The sequence below is a fragment of the Polynucleobacter sp. QLW-P1DATA-2 genome, assembly GCF_001870365.1.
GTDB lineage: Bacteria > Pseudomonadota > Gammaproteobacteria > Burkholderiales > Burkholderiaceae > Polynucleobacter.
Genome location: NZ_LZMQ01000003.1, coordinates 1225837 through 1244646, shown reverse-complemented (window position 1 = coordinate 1244646; position 18810 = coordinate 1225837). Strand labels below are relative to the sequence as shown.

Below are 18810 nucleotides of genomic sequence, written 5' to 3'. Positions count from 1 at the left end.
TTTAGTCCTCAGCATACTGTTGAGCAATTTCATAGAAAAATGGCTTTTCCAGAACAAAGGCCTCTACCACTGCTGGATCAAAGATCTTCCCTTTATGACGCGCGATTTCTTCACATGCGGCCTCATGTGTCCATTTTTCTTTATAGGCACGTTCGTTGACTAAAGCATCATACATGTCTGCGAGCGACATAATGCGCGCTGCTAGAGGAATACCTTCGCCGGCAAGACCGCGTGGATACCCGCTACCATCCCATTTTTCATGATGTCCGCCAGCGATATCTATTGCCATTTCTAAGACCTTTAGGCTCTTATCGCTATCTTCGTTGGCAGCTCTTAATACCTGCTCACCTAGAGCAGCGTGCGTCTTCATCACTTCCCACTCTTCTGCATTCAGGGGACCATTTTTTCTCAAAATACTATCGGGAATACCCACCTTACCAATATCGTGGAGGGGGGCTGCCTTTACCATACGTTCGATATCAGAAGGGGTCAGTTGGGCTTCGTATATGCCCATACTTTTAAGTCGCTCTGCTAATCTTTGTACGTATGCTTTCGTCCTTATGATGTGGTCACCTGTCTCATTATCGCGAGCCATCGACAGTGCATTCAAACTATGGAGTAAACCACTTTCAATTGCCCTAGAGCTGCTTCGGTGTAGCTTCCACAGAGTATCTAAATAGTAGTGGGTAATGACCATGCAAGAAAGGATGATGCATAGGGAAGATAGGATCCGAATTGAAAATCCAACAGCACCTTCGTGGAATAAATACTCAATATGCTCGTCTGGCCACTCGCGTAAAACGATTAATCTTGCTGCGCGCAAAATAATCTGTAAAGTGATGATGCCAATCAAAATCTTGATTTGCTGAGCTGAATTATGTTTTATAACTGCGCGTAATTCCCATAACTGCCAAACAGAAAATCCCGTTATGAAAGCGCTAGCAATATAAATTCGACTTACTGGATCAGCATATCCAAATAAGATAAAAAAGGTGATGGATAGGATAGTAAATCCAACCCAAACATATGGGCTAATTTCTTGAGAAATATTTGGTCGCCAAGATCTGAACAACAGTGCAAGGCAAAGCATTCCAACAAATAACAGAAAATTAGACAAAACTAGAAAAAATAAGCTTTCCCAAGAGGCAAAAAAGAAAGAAAGAGCTGCCAGCGATAAAAATGAAAGGCTGGCTGGCCAATACCAAATTTTCTGGGTTTCTTTATATTCATCACGATGAGAAACAAAGCCCAGCATCAACCCCATCAAAATAATAAAGGCGGAGAAGTAAAAGGTCTGGTTAACTAGATCCATAAAACCTATTCTAGCGTTACCGCCTAGAAAAGTGCTCCCACTAAGATGGGCAGTTGGGAGGCGGGAAGGAATTAATGGGGCGAACGACGGGGCTCGAACCCGCGACAACCAGAATCACAATCTGGGACTCTACCAACTGAGCTACGTCCGCCGTTGTAGAAGGGAAGATTATAGCCTTTTTGGGCAAAAACCTGCCAAAACAGTCTTATTCTGCCGTTTCCAGCTCAAAAGCAGCCCAATCTCCAAGGCATAAGCTGGCATCAAGAAAGAAGTCGGCGATGGCAGCTTTACTCTGTACTTTCGCTAAAGCATGGTGATCGGAGAGTCGTTGACGCCAGTAGCGGGAACCCGCCCTGCCGTGGGCAAGCCCTAAAATATGCCTTGTGAATGCACCGATATAAAAAGGCTTATTTTTAGATCGACATTCATCAAACCACGATTGCACTTGCCTTACTAAAGCAATCTGAATGCGATGCCATTCGGTTTCGCTAAACAGATACCCCGCCGCATCCCCATTCGTGTTGATCAAGTCATCCCAACCCAACAGCAATGCCGGAAAATGATAGGCAGCCCTTCCGACCATAAAGCCATCAAAGTCATCCCAATGACCTGCAATTTGTTCATTCGTTTCTAAGCCGCCATTCAGCAGTACTTTGAGATTAGGAAATTGCTTTTGCGCATCTAGTCTCAGCTTTTTAGCAATTTCATAACGTAACGGAGGTTTAGTACGATTCTCTTTTGGCGACAATCCTTTGAGTACTGCATTGCGAGCATGAATCGTTACCTGGCTTGCCCCTGCATCTGCCACGGCCAAAATGAAATCAAGTGCAAACTGATAATCTTTTTCAGAGTTAGCGGCGTCCATTGAGTCCAAGCCCAAGCGATGCTTTACCGAGATCGGAATGCTGACTGCATTCTTCATCGCTGTCACGCATTGAGCAACTAAATTGGGCTCAGCCATTAGACAAGCTCCAAATGCACCGCGTTGCACACGCTCAGATGGGCAACCACAGTTCAGATCAATCTCGTCATAGCCCCACTGCTGCGCCAACTCAGCAGACCTTGCTAAATCGTTGGGCTCAGAACCCCCCAGTTGCAAGACAACAGGATGTTGATCTTGTGAGTAATCCAAATGACGTGGTACATCCCCATGCATCAATGCCCCCGTGGTTACCATCTCGGTATAGAGAACAGCCTCCTTAGTCAGCGCGCGATGAAAAGAACGGCAATGGCGATCGGTCCATTCCATCATGGGGGCGACTGCTAAGCGTTTCTTAAGGGGATTTGTCATGGACTTCAATTCAGTAGCGATTTGAGACCATTTTAAATGCATAAGGGCAACCGAAGTTGCCCTTGATTTGAGTTAAAAGATCCAACCTACTTACTTAACTTTGCTTCCAATTCCACGGCCAGATCAAGTGCCCCCATATAGCCGGACTTCAAATGGCTTGGTAAATCAGGGTCGCCAACCATAGATCCGAGTGTTTCGACCAGACTGTAGACGATGCCTTTGGCTGCACCTATTGCAATAGTCTTATTGGCTACTGCTTCATCAATATGGTTTACAGCATCCAGGAAATAATCATGGCCTGGCAGCCCGTCTGGACCCAGTGCCTCTTTGGTTTCTTTACTCATGTTCGCTATCCTTATTACCCTTAGAGCATTTGATCTACTTTATAGAAAAACTTACGTGCATACGCCAGAATTTCTTTATCCGTAGGATGGTCAACAGTTTCAACGCCAACAATCTTTTCAGCGATCTTAGCATCATGATGATGGGCATGCTTAATCAGCTCCAACTTTGCTGAGCCAGGCCCAAGAATCAAGATTTCCTTGGACTCATTCACTGCCTGAAGCACAGAATGAAGATATTTAGAATCCAGGGCTGCTCTACCACTACCAACCTCATTTGCCTTGTGATGCAAATGGGTATGAGTAGATTTACTTCTAATGATTTCAGCTTCGCTAGCATCTGCGCTCAAAAACATGACATGCGCTTCTTGATGGTCTATCCAAATAACGGCGTGATTTAATGACATATTCTTCCTATTATTAATAATGACTACCCTTTCAGGATACTCCAGACCCTTTGATTATTTATGTCAGAATTTGATTTAAGTCATCATAAAGCCTGCATATTTAATGCTTATACTTAATTAAAGACAATAATCTCCCTAAAAGACCATGAGCAAAAAATCTAATCCCTTCTTCCCCATCAGACTGATTACCTTTTCACTCTGTATTTTAGGTCTCATTATTAGCGTAGCTATTCATATGATGGGAGTAATCGATTGGCTTGCATTACTTATTTTTGGTTTTCTAACAGCATTGGGTACTTATGACTGTCTTCAAAAAAGACATGCCATTTTGCGCAATTACCCTGTTTTGGGACATATGCGTTTTTTACTGGAATTTATCCGCCCAGAAATACGTCAATACTTTATTGAAGGAGATAACGACAAAACTCCTTTCTCTAGAGAACAAAGGACCCTGGTCTACTCCCGCTCAAAAGCGGTCGCCGATGAAATTCCATTTGGTACCACTCTCGATGTCATGGCTCCTGGTTATCAATGGATTAATCAGTCCTTAATGCCAACCCATTTACCAAACCATAATTTTAGAGTTGAGATTGGCGGCAAAGACTGTACACAAAAATACTCTGCCAGTATCTTTAATATCTCTGCAATGAGTTTTGGGTCCTTAAGCGCCAACGCAATCATGGCATTAAATCTAGGGGCAAAAAAAGGTGGCTTTGCGCATGACACCGGTGAAGGCTCTATCTCCCAATACCATCGCACCCATGGTGGTGACCTCATTTGGGAAATTGGCTCAGGTTACTTTGGTTGCCGCAATGAAGATGGGAGTTTTAATGCAGACAAGTTTGCCCAAAACGCATTAGATCCCCAGGTCAAAATGCTAGAGATCAAGCTCAGTCAGGGCGCTAAACCTGGACACGGCGGGATATTGCCGGGACCTAAAGTCACCGCTGAAATAGCAGCTGCTCGGGGAGTAAAGGAAGGTGAAAGCTGCATCTCCCCTTCCTCTCATAGTGCTTTCTCAACTCCTATTGAAATGATGCACTTTATCAAACGCTTGCGTGACCTTTCTGGCGGTAAACCGGTTGGGTTTAAATTATGTATTGGCCATCCCTGGGAATGGTTTGGCATTGTTAAAGCTATGCTAGAGACCAATATCTATCCAGACTTTATTGTTGTCGACGGCTCAGAAGGCGGAACCGGTGCTTCACCAGTGGAATTTACCAACCATGTTGGAACGCCTCTCCAAGATGGTTTGCGCTTAGTTCATAACACTTTGATGGGCACTAATTTGCGCGAACACATCAAAATTGGTTGTTCAGGAAAAATTATCAGCGCCTTTGATATGGCTGTTGCCTTTGCGCTGGGAGCCGATTGGTGCAATAGTGCCCGTGGTTTTATGTTCTCGGTAGGTTGCATTCAGGCGCAGGTCTGTAATACAGGCTTCTGCCCTACTGGTGTAACTACACAAGATCCGCAACGCCAAAAAGCACTTGTTGTTCCCGATAAGTCAGAGCGCGTCTTCAATTTCCATAATGAAACCCTTAAGACACTGAAAGAATTAGTCGAAGCAGCCGGTTTACATCATCCAGGTGAAATCGATGCGCCCCATATCGTTCGCCGCATTAGTAAAAATGAAGTTCGCCTACTCTCTTTTTTACTCCCCGAAATGCCCAAGGGTCTGTTACTCAAGAATGAAGGGATTGATCCGTCGCTGAATTTACCGAGAGTATTCGAGTTGTACTGGCATAAAGCTCAAGCGAGTAGCTTTGCTGCCCTCAAGGATTAGGGCTCGCTAAAACTCCAGTTTTTGCTGACTGCCAAATGATCTCATCTGTTTTGTAATGGGATCATCAAAAGCGATTTCCTTAGCAAGTAATTGCAATGGCTTAGAAATATCTAGTTCATATTCTTGATATGGTGTCAGGATTGGGTAGATCTGATCATGCTTGATTGGTACCCCTAATACATTGAGGTGGCACCTCAATTGATGCTTCTTGCCACTTCCAGGTGTTAGGCGATATTTAGCCCAAGGTTGATTGATTTGAATAAGCTCAATAAGCGTGTCCGTATTAGGCTCACCTTGAACCTCTTGCATCTGCAAAAAATGCTCCGATTCTTCTATTTTGCTTTGATAGGTCATCGGCAATCTCTTAATCAGCGCATCAGAGTATGGTGCAATCGCTTCATAGACCTTCTTCACAACACGATCGCGAAACAGATTTTGGTATTGCGCCCTCTCATCAGGATTGACTGAAAAGATCACTAGGCCTGCAGTATCACGATCAATGCGATGAATAGGGCTTAATGCTGGAATGCCGGTTTTTTTCTTGAGTCGATTGAGTAAGGTTTGGTGTAGGTAAAGCCCACTAGGTGTGACTGGCAAGAAATGCGGCTTATCAGCCACCAGAATATGTTCATCTTGAAAGAGAATCTGTTCCTCAAAAGGAATTTCTGGTTCGCGCGCCAACCTTCTGAAGTACATCAAATGGGTATTGGGCTGATAAGGATCTTTGGCTGAGAGAGTCTCCCCTTCCATATTTAGGATCAGCCCTTCGTCAAACCTTTGTTCCCACTCTACTGCCCTAATATGTGGAAATTGTGCAATAAAGAACTCAAGTAAATTGGAATGTGTTTGATCAGCAGGTAAAAATACCCGTGATGCAGAAACCCCTTCTGAATTAACCTGAATGCTCATAGCGCCCCATGAATTGGAGCCCTATTTTAACTACTTGGCTTGACCAAAGACGGGATCGCGCTTTTCTAGGAATGCAGTAATACCTTCACGGTAATCGCTACCCATATAGACGTTCTTGCGCAAGGACTGAAGATGCTCGAATACCGCAGGGTTCATCACCGCAGCATCTGAGAGCATTTGTGCCTGGGCTTTGAGCACTGAGTTCGCTTGTGGTGAGCGCGATGCAATCGTTCTCGCCATTTGATAAGTCTTTGCCTCCAGCTCGCTAGATACGTATAGATGATTCAAGATACCAATCTGTAATGCACGGTCGGCACCTATTGGGTCTGCTGTTAAGAACATTTCTTTAACGACATTCAACGGCATGCGTGACATGAAATGCAAAATACCGCTCGCAGTATAGGGAAGACCTAACTTTGCAGGAGTAATCGCAAAGGTTGAATCATGATCTCCCATCGCAATATCGCAACTCATAATTAAGTCGGTAGAGGCACCCCAAACCGATCCATCGACCATCGCAATAACTGGTGCCCGAAAGGCACGTATTGATTTGAGCAATACCATGACAGGATCATCGGCTGGCAAAGGGTCACGCTCAGACCTAGGTAACTCCATGACATCATGACCAGCTGACCAAACTTTATTCTTTTGATCCGATCTGAGTACTAATACCCGAACATCTTCTTTGCCAAATACCTCGAGCGCATGATGCATCTCTTCAATCAAGCATTCGCTTAGGGCGTTGCGTTTTCCGTAATGATTGAAGCGGATGGTAGCGATTAAATCTGCCTGCTCAGTTTTAATGTATTGATAGTTCATTTCTATGTTTACGCCCTGTCTTCGCCATCCATTCATTAGGCAGCAATCAAGATATCTCCGATTTCCATCTTTTCCCACCAAATGAACGGTAGTAGATAAACGGGCTCTCCTGTACTTTGCAAAATCTCTAATGCGCCGTCATTCGTTTTATTGGCTTCATATTTGCCTGGGTGCAATGGATAACAGCCATTATCAGTGCCATCATTTCTGCGCATTCTGGCGATGATATTTCGAGTGATATAGACAACCATATTTACCTCTCTTGAAGAAAGTAGATAAAGACCTACACCCTCAACTTATTCCCTTATTAATAGGTCAAATGACTGGAATGCCCTGTTTTTGTGGCCTTTTGCCCGATAATGGGCATAGTGACTGTTGGCGCACTAAACTTGTGCGCCGCAATAATGCACCCTTCTGGGGAACTTATAGACTTTAGCCATGTCAATACACGCCGCCCTGCATCACGTTACTGAATATGACTATGACCGCTTGGTCGAGCTCGGGCCGCAGGTAGTCCGTCTCCGCCCAGCTCCCCACTGCCGCAGTCACATTCTTTCTTATTCACTCAAAGTAGAGCCAGAAGGTCACTTTGTGAACTGGCAACAAGATCCTTACGCCAACTACCAGGCGCGTTTGGTTTTTCCTGAAAAAACGAAGAAGTTCAAAGTAACGGTTGATCTTGTTACCGAGATGGCGGTATACAACCCATTTGATTTCTTCTTAGAGCCTGATGCAGAGAATTATCCCTTTACATATAACTCTGATCTGAAAAAAGAATTGCGCCCTTACCTCGGAAGAATGCGCAATGCAACTTTGAATAAGTATTTCAAAACGATTGATCGTAGTGAAATGCGTACGATTGATTTTTTAGTCAAACTAAATCAACAAGTTCAACAAGATATCAATTACCTCATTCGCATGGAGCCAGGTGTTCAGACTCCCGATGAGACTTTGGATTTGCGCAGCGGCTCATGCCGTGATTCTGCATGGTTGATGGTAAACCTATTACGCTTATGTGGCCTGGCCGCACGCTTTGTATCGGGTTATTTAATTCAGCTAAAGCCAGATGTCAAAGCACTGGATGGCCCTAGCGGAACAGAAGTTGATTTCACTGACCTGCATGCATGGTGCGAGGTATATCTGCCAGGTGCTGGCTGGATTGGCCTGGATCCTACCTCTGGTCTCTTTGCTGGTGAAGGCCACATCCCGGTTGCCTGCACTCCAGAACCTTCTGGTGCGGCGCCCATTGAAGGTGGCGTAGATCCTTGCGAAGTGGAATTCAAGCACACGATGGAAGTCACTCGCATTTACGAGTCTCCGCGAGTTACTAAACCATATACAGAAGATCAATGGCAAGCAATTGTCGATTTAGGTCACAAGGTTGATAAGAAATTAGAGGCTGGTGATGTACGCCTCACCATGGGTGGTGAACCTACATTTGTTTCGATCAATGGTCGTGATGAGCGCGAATGGAATGTCGATGCACTTGGACCCACTAAGCGAGGTTATGCAACCGAGCTAGTGGAGCGCCTACGAAAAGAATACGGCGATGGCGGCTTCTTGCACTTTGGTCAAGGCAAATGGTACCCAGGGGAACAATTACCCCGTTGGGCTCTTTCCATTTACTGGAGAGCGGACGGCCATCCCATTTGGAAGAATCCTAAACTCTTTGCCGATGAACGTGATCCCATCATGTATACCAGCAAAGATGCCGATAAATTTGTACGTACCCTTTCTAAAAATTTAGGACTAGCAGATCAGTTTATTGAACCTGCTTATGAAGATGTCTTTTATTACCTCTGGCGTGAATCAAAACTACCAGTCAATGTTGATCCATTTAAGTCCAACTTAGATGATGAGATGGAGCGCACTCGTCTCAAGCGTGTGTTTACTCAAAAACTCGATTCTGTGATTGGCTATGTTCTTCCAATCGAGGCAGATCAAGGTCAAAATTACTTTGATACCCAATGGAAAACAGGCCCCTGGCTTTATCGCGATGATCGTCTCTATTTATTGCCGGGCGACTCTCCAATGGGCTATCGCCTGCCATTAGATTCCCTACCCTGGACTAGCAAGGCTGACTACCCCTACATGATTGAGCAAGATCCCTTTGCTCCACGACCACCTTTACAAACTGCTGCGCCAGTCATTCAGCAGCACCAAGGTTTAGGCCAGAGTATTTCTGGGTCCTCTGCTGCTTCTGGCATAGGCAATCCTGGCCCCTCTTTGAAATCATCAGGCACTGGAAAAACAATTTGGAGTCAATCTCAGGAAGTGCGTCATCCCCAACGCCAAGAATCTGCAGCCTGGATTACTCGCACCGCACTCTGTGTTGAAACACGGGACCCAATGCGCTCTAACGGTCCCGACGCAGAAAATAAGCATGGCGGTAAAAATGGTGCCCTCTATGTGTTTATGCCACCGCTTGCACGCTTAGAAGACTATCTCAATTTATTAGAAGCAGTAGAAGCTACCGCCGAAGAATTGCAATTCCAAATCGTCATCGAAGGTTACCCTCCTCCACGAGATCCTCGCCTCAAGCTCTTGCAGGTGACTCCTGATCCAGGTGTGATTGAGGTGAATATTCATCCGGCGCATAACTGGAATGAATTGGTTGAGCATACCGAATTCCTATACGAAGCTGCCTTTGAATCCCGTTTATCGGCCGAAAAATTTATGACGGATGGTCGTCATACTGGCACTGGTGGTGGCAATCACTTTGTAATGGGTGGTGCAACTCCAATTGATAGCCCTTTTCTACGAAAACCAGAACTCTTAGCGAGTTTGATTTTGTATTGGCATAACCACCCTAGCTTAAGCTATCTATTTAGCGGAATGTTTATTGGTCCTACGAGCCAAGCGCCACGGGTTGATGAAGCGCGCAATGATCAACTCTATGAACTTGAGATAGCACTTAAAGAGATTCATGAGAATCGCAAGAAATATGGTGCAAGCATGCCACCATGGTTAGTTGACCGTACTCTGCGTAATATCTTGATTGATGTAACTGGTAATACACACCGCAGTGAGTTCTGTATCGACAAGATGTATTCGCCGGATAGCCAAACTGGTCGCTTAGGGCTACTAGAACTGCGTGCTTTTGAAATGCCCCCACATGCGCATATGAGTATTGTTCAGCAATTACTGATTCGCGCTCTGATTGCCCGCTTCTGGGATGAGCCCTATCTTGCTCCCGCAACTCGATGGGGTACTGAACTCCATGATCGCTGCCTCTTACCGACTTTCATCAAAATGGACTTTGATGATGTAATCGAAGAAATGCAAGGTCACGGCTATGATTTCAAGCCCGAATGGTTTGCGCCGCATCTTGAGTTCCGTTTTCCACTTATTGGTCAAGTTCAAACGATGGGCACTGAAATCACCTTGCGCAATGGTCTCGAGCCATGGCATGTGATGGGTGAAGAAAGTGCTGCTGGAGGAACTGCGCGCTATGTAGACTCCTCGATTGAACGTATTGAAGTGCGAGTTACTGGACTCAATCAAAGCCGTTACACAATCACCTGTAATGGAGAGCCCTTGCCCCTTCAGCCAACGGGAATTGCTGGCGAGTATGTTGCTGGTGTGCGCTATAAAGCCTGGAACCCACCATCTAGCCTGCACCCAAGCATTGGGGTACATGCTCCCTTAGTATTTGATGTGATTGATACCTGGATGAAGCGCTCAGTAGGCGGCTGCCAGTACCACGTGGCTCACCCGGGCGGACGCAACTATGACACCTTCCCAGTAAACGCCTATGAAGCAGAAAGTCGTCGTCTTTCGCGCTTCTTCCGAATGGGTCACACACCAGGCTTAGTAGAGGGAGTTGCTGCGAATATTGAGCAAGCAGCGAGCAAAGAGTTTCCATTTACGCTCGATATGCGTCGATGAGACAATAGCTTGTGGAATCCTCTCAAGCCAATTCTTTGAAATCTACTCCTAACCCCTCTCTGGTGGATGAGATTGCTCGCCTGGCACCGAAAGCTAAGGAGGGTCATTTTGATGAGTTGCGCGGCAACTCATCTACCCTCCTACCGCACTGGAAAACATTCTTTGAGCAGCTAGAACCCTCAGGACTTTCAGATTTAGATCAACGCACACTCGAGCTGAACCGCCAAGTTCGCGATAACGGCATTACCTACAACGTCTATGCCGATGAATTCGGTCCACAGCGTCCATGGTCCGTTGATTTATTTCCCCTCATCATCAGTCCAGAGTCTTGGCAAGAAATTCAGTCAGGTGTTCTACAAAGAGCGCGATTGTTAGAGGGAATTATTAAAGATATTTATGGCTCGCAGACCTTGCTCAAAGAAGGATATATTCCCCCTGCTTTGATTCATGGGCATCCAGGTTACTTACGAGCTATGCATGGCGCAAAGCTCCACAATCGCAAGCACCTCCATATTATTGCGTTTGATTTGGCTAGAGCACCTGATGGTAAATGGTCTGTCTTGTCACAGCGCACACAAGCACCATCTGGCTTAGGCTATTTATTAGAGAATCGCAATCTGATTGCAAGGCAGTTTCCCAGCGCCTATGAGCATATGCAAATTGCTCCACTAGCAAATGCCTATCGAGATCTGATTGACGCCCTCAAACTAGAAAATCCTGCTGGCGCTAATGCACATATTGCACTCCTCACGCCTGGACCTTATAACGAAACCTATTTTGAGCATGCATACCTGGCTCGCTACTTAGGTTTGACGCTGGTAGAAGGTGGCGATCTTACTGTGCGAGATCAAGGTCTTTATCTCAAAACTGTACGCGGCTTAGAGCCCGTTGATATTTTGCTAAAGCGCTTAGATGATGAATTCTTGGATCCACTGGAACTACGCGTAGATTCTACTTTAGGCGTCCCTGGATTATTGCAAGTGATTCGTGCTGGCAATGTCATCCTTGCTAATGCTCCAGGATCGGCTTTCTTGGAATCACCCGCATTGCTGGGATTCCTGCCAGCCATTAGCGAAAAACTATTGGGGGAACAAATTCAATTGCCAGCAATGGATACTTGGTGGTGTGGTGAGAGAGTGGCATTAGAGGCAGCCATTCCCAATCTGAGTCACAGCACTATTAGACCTACCTATCCTAATGGTTCTGGACATCAAAATTATGAATCGGCTTTAGGTGGCGACCTCTCACAAGCGCAACTAGATGAATGGGTTGGTCGCATCACTCGCAAACCAGATGAACACACCGTTCAAACCTATATTCCTCTCGCTCAAATGCCCACATGGCTCAATGCATTTAACCTCAACGATGCTTCTTTGGTTGAGCCACACTCTTATATGTTGCGAGTTTTTGCCCTCAGCAATGGTTCAGATAGTTGGCAAGTATTACCAGGCGGTCTGGCGCGTATTGATGGCTCTGATTCAGGTATCGCCTCGATGCAAAGAGGTGGCAGTAGCGCTGATGTTTGGGTCCAAAACAATCAACAGCAGGAGAGAACAGAACCCCATCCTCAACATGCCATCCAGACAAAAGAATTAGTTATGCGCAAACGGATGGTTACTAGTCGTGCAGCTGAAAATTTGTACTGGTTTGGTCGCTATACAGAACGTAGTGAAAATATCTTACGACTTGCCAAACTCTATCTAGAAAATATCAATAGTGAATACACCCCTTCTAGATCCCTTTGGGCTTGGCTAGAGAAACTTTCCCACCACTATGGTCTGGTACCCGAAGGTGTCCCAAGCAACCTGGATCAAGGGGATGTCCGTCACCGTATTTTTGAGAGAACGCTCATCAACTCACTCAATGCCACAGAAAATGTGACTAGCGTAGGCTATAACCTTAACGCAATGAAACGAACTGCATCAACAGTTCGAGAGCGACTTTCTCAAGAACAATGGAGCACTATCAATCACTGTATTGAGAGCTTTGAAAAAGACTGCAATAAGGCAACCACCTTCCAAGACTTCTCATCTTCTTTAGCGATTGACGCCTTAAAGCAAGCGAGCAGCGCTTTAGCGGCAATTACCGGCGCCCAAACAGATCGCATGACACGTGATGATGGCTGGCAACTTCTCTCGATTGGCCGACATATTGAGCGCTTGTCTTTCTTGACTACCGTATTAGATACCGCAATTGAGATGGGTCTGCTGTTTAATCCCAATACTGATAGCTCTGGCTATACGGCACTCCTCAATTTATTTGACAGTACGATTACTTTCCATGCGCAGCATCAACAAAGCCGCGAGATTGCCCCACTTTTAAGTCTTTTGGTTCTAGATGATGAAAATCCTCGCTCTTTAGCCTGGGTGAGCAAAGCGTTGCGCGCCAGACTATCGAAATTAGCAGGCACTGAACGTAACAATCCAGACGAGCTCACTCGTAGCGTGACCAATCTACAAGATTACGATTTATTGAACCTCTCCTCGGCAGATGGCTTTGGAAATTTCTCTGATTTAAGAAGCTGTCTTCTTTCTGTTTCTAATTCCGCCTGGAATGTATCTGATGAAATTAGCGCGCGCTACTTTAATTTAATACATACGAATGAATATAGCGTTCAGCTATAACAATTACCCATCATGCTGCTCGAAATTACTCACGACACCCATTACTCTTACGACCCCAACGTAGAAATTGCGCAGCATTTTGCCCATCTCAAGCCGGCATCCACTGGATCGCAGCAAGTCTTGAAGACGGAGATACAGGTCAATCCAAAGCCAGCTTGGTCAGAAGAAAATTTAGATAACTACGGCAATATTTGCACATTCTTCTCACTGCAAAATAGACATAGTGAACTTTCCATCGTTGCCAAGTCTTTGATTGAAACTAATGACAATGTTTATATAGGCCCCAAGCCAGAAGATACCCCTCCATGGGAAGCGGTTCGAGAGTATTTTCGCTATCACTCCAATACTAAATGGGATGCTGCTTCAGAGTTTTTATTCACCTCCCCATTTATTGCTCTACGCCCTGAGTTTGCTGAATTTGCCAGAGCAAACTTTACAAACGGCAGACCAATTCTAGAAGCAGCAATTGATTTAACACAGCGTATCTATGGTGAATTTCATTATGTCAGCAAGAGCACTGATATTGGAACTCCAGCGCTTGAGGCTTTAGCAAAGCGCGAAGGTGTATGCCAAGACTTTGCACATATCTTAATTGCCTCATTACGCAGTATTGGTCTACCTGCTAAATACATCAGTGGCTATATTTTGACTAAGCCACCTCCTGGACAAGCTAGACTGATTGGTGGAGACGCATCCCATGCCTGGGTATCCGTCTATGTGCCAAGCATAGATGAAAATGGTCAGCTATCTTCAGGTCTATGGTGCGATCTAGACCCAACCAATAACCGCTGGGGCTATGAGACGCCAGGCGAAGATTATGTCCATCTAGCGCAAGGCAGAGATTATGCCGATGTCTCCCCTATTCGTGGTGTCATCCATGGTGGCGCTGATCACACACTAGATGTTGCTGTAACAGTAATGCCTATTGAGTAGTCCTCAGACTTATTGCGGTGCCGAGAAGATGAGCCTGATTTTCTCACGCAGCGTTTTCTTCTGCGCAACCCCTTTAAGGAATTGCTTCCAGACATTAAAGACAACGTTGACAGGATTTTTGGAATAGTTTGGGTGCGTTAAGCCATAGACAATCTCGGTATTGAAATCTTCTGCAATATAGGTTCCAAATATTCTGTCAAAAATCATGAGGATCCCCCCATAGTTTTTGTCTAGGTAGGCAGGATTACTCGCATGATGAACTCGATGTGCTGATGGAGTATTAATAATGCCCTCTAGAAAGCCTAATCTTGGAATCAATTTTGTATGCAACCAGAATTGATACATTAGGTTAATGGAGAGCATGGTGAATACCTCGATTGGCGAGAAGCCAATCAACACGAGCGGAAAGAAAAACACCCAAGTAAAGGAAAGAAGCGGCAACCAACCTAAACGGTAGGCTGCTGAGAGCGTCATTTCATTTGGCGAGTGGTGAGTACTATGTGTCGCCCACATCAGAAATACTTCATGTGAGGCGCGGTGATACCAGTAGTAACAAAACTCTAGGCCTAAAAATAAGGCGGGGTATCTCCACCATGCTTCAGGAACCGTATAAAGGCGATATTGCCAAATGAAGCTAGCCATCACACCCTGAATCAATAATCGATTAATAATGCCGGTGATCTGATGCCCTATTCCAACTCCAAGCGAGGTGGCACTTTCAACCCAAGGGTAGGATTTACGATAACGCCACTTATAGAGCAGAGATTCTGCCAAGATGGCAAATACAACCAAGGGTAGGAAATAAATGAGTTGCTTGTTATTGAGGAACTGTTCCATGAAAATATCTTAGCGCAGCAATCCAGAATTTATTTCTTGAATTTAGCTAAGGCCATGGCCATCGCATTATTCATTGGTGCGGCCTGCCGTCTATCCTCATGAGGTTTTCTAGACTCATTAGATTTAGGCTTATTAGCAACCCTTTGTTCTGGGCTTGAGTGTGGGCCTGCCTTAGGAGCCTCATCTGAAAGGCGCATAGTTAAAGCAATCCGCTTACGCTTCTCATCCACCTCAAGCACTTTCACTTTGATAACCTGACCTGCCTTGACTACAGAATGGGGATCTTTGACAAAGGTGTTGGATAGCGCAGAGATATGAACTAAACCATCTTGGTGAACGCCAATATCAACAAATGCTCCGAAGGCGGCAACGTTAGTCACTACGCCTTCCAGAATCATTTCGGCCTTCAGGTCGCTTATTTTTTCCACACCATCTTTAAAAGTGGCGGTAGTAAATTCAGGACGTGGATCGCGGCCTGGTTTTTCTAATTCCTTGAGAATATCGGTAACGGTTGGGACGCCAAACTGGCCATCAGCGTACTTTTCTGGTGAAAGAGATTTCAATAGATTGGCATCGCCAATAACCTCTTTGACGCCTTTCTGAATATCTTTCAGAATCTTTTCTACCAATGGATAAGATTCAGGATGTACTGCAGAAGCATCTAAAGGATCTTGTCCATTCATGATGCGCAGAAAGCCAGCAGCTTGTTCAAAGGTCTTATCGCCAAGGCGCGGCACGCTCTTGAGCTCCATTCTGGACTGAAATGCACCCTTGCTATCGCGATAAGCCACAATACCTTCGGCTACGGTTGAGCTTAATCCTGAAACTCTCGCAAGTAAGGGCGCTGAGGCAGTATTCACATCAACTCCTACTGCATTCACACAATCCTCCACTACTGCCACTAGAGATTTTGCTAACTGGGTCTGCATCACATCATGCTGATATTGACCAACACCAATTGATTTGGGATCGATCTTCACCAATTCTGCCAGAGGGTCCTGCAATCGGCGGGCAATCGATACAGCGCCGCGTAAAGACACATCCATGCCTGGCAATTCTTTTGAGGCATATTCGGATGCAGAATAAACCGATGCCCCTGCTTCAGAGACCACAATCTTCGTGAGACCTAATTCTGGTTTTGCTTTAATCAGATCTTGTGCGAGTTTGTCGGTTTCACGAGATGCAGTGCCGTTTCCAATCGAAATTAAGCTGGCTTTATGCTTCTCAGCCAATTTAGCTAAAGTCAGCAGCGATCCTGTCCAATCATTTTTTGGTTGATGCGGATAAACCACATCGGTATCCACTACTTTGCCTGTGGCATCTACTACCGCCACCTTCACACCAGTACGCATACCTGGGTCTAGGCCAATGGTTACTCTTGGGCCAGCTGGCGCAGCCAGCAGAAGATCTTTTAAATTGCGCGCAAAGACATTAATCGCTTCAGTTTCTGAGCGTTCACGTAAAGCAGTCATCAGTTCTGACTCCAAATGCAAGGAACACTTCACACGCCAAGTCCAACGCACCGTATCAGCTAACCAAGCATCTGCTGCTCGCCCCTCATTTTTGATCTTAAAGTGATTAGCAATACGCATTTCACATGGATTGTGCGGAGCATCCCACTTGGGCTTTTCTGCTTCAGTATCTAAACGCAAATTCACCATCAGCATTTGCTCACGGCGGCCTCTGAACAAGGCTAGGGCACGATGTGATGGAATCGCCTTAATCGGTTCAGAGTAATCAAAATAATCTGCAAACTTCTCACCCTCCTGCTCTTTGCCAGCAATAACCTTGGACTCCACGACACCATGGTCTTGCAAGTAGACTCTTAAGGACTGAACTAGGGCAGCATCTTCTGCAAAACGCTCCATCAAGATTTGACGTGCGCCTTCCAGAGCAGCTTTAGTGTCAACTACCCCCGGATTATCCGTGTCATCGATCTTGAACGGCTCTTTGATATATTTTGCTGCTTCGGTTTCGGGATCCAGATTTGGATTAGCCAGCAAGTCATTTGCTAACGGCTCTAGACCAGCTTCCAAAGCAATCTGCGCCTTCGTTCTGCGCTTAGGCTTATAGGGTAGATAGAGATCTTCCAGGCGAGTCTTATCTTCAGCCAGCATGATGGCCTTGAGTAATTCCGGGGTCATCTTGCCCTGCTCCTCAATCGAGGCAACAATCGTTTTACGACGATCCTCAAGCTCACGCAAGTAGCTTAAGCGTTCTTCGAGTAAACGCAATTGCACATCATCTAAACCACCAGTGGCTTCTTTACGATAACGGGCAATAAAGGGAACGGTAGCACCCTCATCTAGCAGTGCTACTGCTGCAACTACTTGGTTCGGTTTGGCAGAAAGTTCTTGGGCAAGACGTTGTTCAATTGAAGGCAGCATAAAGACTTATAGAAAGATACATAACGGGTTCGGCAAACCCAAAAGATAGAGAATAAACTATCGAACATGAACACAATCAACCCTTCAAAGCCAAGCGAATCCATGCCGAAATGGATGATTTTTCTGTTTGCCTGCGCTTGTGGATTAATCGTTGCAAACCTCTATTATGCCCAGCCTCTCATTAGCCTAATTGCCCCTGAAATAGGTCTGGATGATACGGCTGCCAGTCTTATTGTGACTCTTACTCAGCTAGGGTATTGCCTTGGCTTAATACTTCTGGTGCCGCTTGGGGACCTCCTTGAGAATCGCAAACTCATCGTATTGACGATCTGCGGCGGAATCCTTGCCTTATTTATTGCCATGCTAGCCAAGACCCCAGCAATGTTCCTGTTTTCTTCGCTCATTATTGGCATTGGCTCGGTCTCCGTGCAAATGCTCATTCCCATGGCTGCGCACATTACCCCTGAACAAAATCGGGGACGTACCGTTGGCAGCATTATGAGTGGCTTACTCATGGGCATTATGTTGGCTCGCCCTATTGCCAGCCTCATTGCCCACTCTTTTGGCTGGCGAGCAGTCTTTGGTGCTTCAGCAATCCTGCTGATAGCACTGTCAATGATTCTGTGGTTATTACTGCCAAAACGTAAACCACATGCTGTGCACCACTATTTCTCACTGATTGCTTCACTGTGGACGCTTTTATGGAATACACCCATACTCAGGCGTCGCGCGCTGTATCAAGCGTCCCTGTTTGCTTCCTTTACATTGTTTTGGACCATCACTCCAATCTTGCTTGCTGGACCACAATTCAAGCTCTCTCAACAAGGTATTGCGCTGTTTGCCTTAGCCGGTGCTTTAGGGGTCATTGCGGCACCGATTGCTGGAAGATTAGCTGACCGTGGCCATACCAAAATCGCCACAGGCTTTTCTCTTGCTGCAGCTGCAATTGCTTTTCTGATTGCACAGCTCGGCGGCTCAGGATCGTTAATATGGCTAGTTATAGCTGGAATTATTCTTGATCTTGGCGTACAGAGTAATGTTGTTCTAGGTCAGCGCACCATTTATCTTTTGGGCGCCGAGGTTCGTAGCAGACTCAATGCTCTTTATATGACCATCTTTTTTGCCGGTGGTGCAATTGGGTCGGCCATTGCCAGTACAGCCTATATCTATGGGGGTTGGACCCTTGTTGCCTGGATTGGGTTTGCGTTCCCTGCAGCCGGCTTCATTTTCTATTTGACAGAATAAAAGAAGCCACCCGTAGGTGGCTTCATAAATA

14 protein-coding genes and 1 tRNA gene are annotated in these 18810 nt (G+C 45.7%); 5 read left to right on the top strand and 10 right to left on the bottom strand.

Annotated elements, in window-relative coordinates; all coding sequences use genetic code 11:
• Position 1: 1 nt before the first annotated feature.
• The 5 genes from A9236_RS08985 to A9236_RS08965 form a co-directional block, all read right to left on the bottom strand.
• Complete coding sequence (locus tag A9236_RS08985; protein ID WP_071465036.1) at positions 2–1312, bottom strand: HD-GYP domain-containing protein; 1311 nt, start codon at positions 1310–1312, stop codon at positions 2–4.
• Between the two features lie 75 nt (positions 1313–1387).
• A tRNA-His gene (locus tag A9236_RS08980) sits at positions 1388–1463 on the bottom strand.
• A gap of 54 nt (positions 1464–1517) precedes the next feature.
• Positions 1518–2603: a tRNA dihydrouridine(20/20a) synthase DusA gene (gene dusA, locus A9236_RS08975; RefSeq protein ID WP_071465145.1), complete on the bottom strand. Its 1086-nt coding sequence runs from the start codon at positions 2601–2603 to the stop codon at positions 1518–1520.
• An 86-nt stretch (positions 2604–2689) separates the two neighbouring features.
• Positions 2690–2947 (bottom strand): hypothetical protein, encoded by a 258-nt coding sequence (locus A9236_RS08970; protein ID WP_071465035.1) that lies wholly within the window; start codon positions 2945–2947, stop codon positions 2690–2692.
• Between the two features lie 20 nt (positions 2948–2967).
• Entirely contained in the window at positions 2968–3351 is a 384-nt protein-coding gene (locus tag A9236_RS08965) for a translational machinery protein (protein ID WP_071465034.1), read from the bottom strand.
• A 145-nt stretch (positions 3352–3496) separates the two neighbouring features.
• Between A9236_RS08965 and A9236_RS08960 the strand changes: the two genes are divergently transcribed.
• On the top strand, positions 3497–5137 hold the full coding sequence (locus A9236_RS08960; RefSeq protein ID WP_071465033.1) for an FMN-binding glutamate synthase family protein: 1641 nt from the start codon (positions 3497–3499) through the stop codon (positions 5135–5137).
• A 6-nt stretch (positions 5138–5143) separates the two neighbouring features.
• Here A9236_RS08960 and A9236_RS08955 read toward each other — a convergent pair whose 3' ends face one another.
• From A9236_RS08955 to A9236_RS08945, 3 genes are read right to left on the bottom strand one after another with little or no spacing between them, the layout of a single operon-like run.
• Positions 5144–6046 (bottom strand): pseudouridine synthase, encoded by a 903-nt coding sequence (locus A9236_RS08955; protein WP_071465032.1) that lies wholly within the window; start codon positions 6044–6046, stop codon positions 5144–5146.
• A 30-nt stretch (positions 6047–6076) separates the two neighbouring features.
• On the bottom strand, positions 6077–6865 hold the full coding sequence (gene scpB / locus A9236_RS08950; RefSeq protein ID WP_071465031.1) for a methylmalonyl-CoA decarboxylase: 789 nt from the start codon (positions 6863–6865) through the stop codon (positions 6077–6079).
• Between the two features lie 35 nt (positions 6866–6900).
• The gene (locus tag A9236_RS08945) at positions 6901–7116 is read right to left on the bottom strand and encodes a hypothetical protein (RefSeq protein ID WP_071465030.1); all 216 of its coding nucleotides are present in this window, start codon (positions 7114–7116) and stop codon (positions 6901–6903) included.
• 187 nt (positions 7117–7303) lie between these two features.
• On the opposite strand from A9236_RS08945, the gene A9236_RS08940 reads away from it, so the two are divergent.
• The 3 genes from A9236_RS08940 to A9236_RS08930 are packed head-to-tail and all read left to right on the top strand — an operon-like array spanning position 7304 to position 14310.
• The gene (locus A9236_RS08940; protein WP_071465029.1) at positions 7304–10753 is read left to right on the top strand and encodes a DUF2126 domain-containing protein; all 3450 of its coding nucleotides are present in this window, start codon (positions 7304–7306) and stop codon (positions 10751–10753) included.
• 35 nt (positions 10754–10788) lie between these two features.
• Entirely contained in the window at positions 10789–13377 is a 2589-nt protein-coding gene (locus tag A9236_RS08935) for a circularly permuted type 2 ATP-grasp protein (protein WP_236638807.1), read from the top strand.
• 12 nt (positions 13378–13389) lie between these two features.
• Positions 13390–14310: a transglutaminase family protein gene (locus A9236_RS08930; protein ID WP_071465027.1), complete on the top strand. Its 921-nt coding sequence runs from the start codon at positions 13390–13392 to the stop codon at positions 14308–14310.
• A gap of 9 nt (positions 14311–14319) precedes the next feature.
• Here the strand turns inward: A9236_RS08930 and A9236_RS08925 are convergent, their stop codons facing one another.
• Together A9236_RS08925 and A9236_RS08920 are read right to left on the bottom strand one after the other, a co-directional pair.
• Positions 14320–15147 (bottom strand): sterol desaturase family protein, encoded by an 828-nt coding sequence (locus tag A9236_RS08925; RefSeq protein ID WP_071465026.1) that lies wholly within the window; start codon positions 15145–15147, stop codon positions 14320–14322.
• 29 nt (positions 15148–15176) lie between these two features.
• Entirely contained in the window at positions 15177–17534 is a 2358-nt protein-coding gene (locus A9236_RS08920) for a Tex family protein (RefSeq protein WP_071465025.1), read from the bottom strand.
• 66 nt (positions 17535–17600) lie between these two features.
• On the opposite strand from A9236_RS08920, the gene A9236_RS08915 reads away from it, so the two are divergent.
• Positions 17601–18779: an MFS transporter gene (locus tag A9236_RS08915; protein WP_071465024.1), complete on the top strand. Its 1179-nt coding sequence runs from the start codon at positions 17601–17603 to the stop codon at positions 18777–18779.
• The last annotated feature ends 31 nt before the right edge of the window (positions 18780–18810 follow it).

Coding starts and splice junctions, on each gene's coding strand:
- scpB (WP_071465031.1), bottom strand. CDS start 6,865: ATGAACTATCAATACATTAAAACTGAGCAGGCAGATTTAATCGCTACC.
- A9236_RS08915 (WP_071465024.1), top strand. CDS start 17,601: ATGAACACAATCAACCCTTCAAAGCCAAGCGAATCCATGCCGAAATGG.
- A9236_RS08940 (WP_071465029.1), top strand. CDS start 7,304: ATGTCAATACACGCCGCCCTGCATCACGTTACTGAATATGACTATGAC.
- A9236_RS08960 (WP_071465033.1), top strand. CDS start 3,497: ATGAGCAAAAAATCTAATCCCTTCTTCCCCATCAGACTGATTACCTTT.
- A9236_RS08920 (WP_071465025.1), bottom strand. CDS start 17,534: ATGCTGCCTTCAATTGAACAACGTCTTGCCCAAGAACTTTCTGCCAAA.
- dusA (WP_071465145.1), bottom strand. CDS start 2,603: ATGACAAATCCCCTTAAGAAACGCTTAGCAGTCGCCCCCATGATGGAA.
- A9236_RS08965 (WP_071465034.1), bottom strand. CDS start 3,351: ATGTCATTAAATCACGCCGTTATTTGGATAGACCATCAAGAAGCGCAT.
- A9236_RS08985 (WP_071465036.1), bottom strand. CDS start 1,312: ATGGATCTAGTTAACCAGACCTTTTACTTCTCCGCCTTTATTATTTTG.
- A9236_RS08930 (WP_071465027.1), top strand. CDS start 13,390: ATGCTGCTCGAAATTACTCACGACACCCATTACTCTTACGACCCCAAC.
- A9236_RS08945 (WP_071465030.1), bottom strand. CDS start 7,116: ATGGTTGTCTATATCACTCGAAATATCATCGCCAGAATGCGCAGAAAT.
- A9236_RS08955 (WP_071465032.1), bottom strand. CDS start 6,046: ATGAGCATTCAGGTTAATTCAGAAGGGGTTTCTGCATCACGGGTATTT.
- A9236_RS08970 (WP_071465035.1), bottom strand. CDS start 2,947: ATGAGTAAAGAAACCAAAGAGGCACTGGGTCCAGACGGGCTGCCAGGC.
- A9236_RS08925 (WP_071465026.1), bottom strand. CDS start 15,147: ATGGAACAGTTCCTCAATAACAAGCAACTCATTTATTTCCTACCCTTG.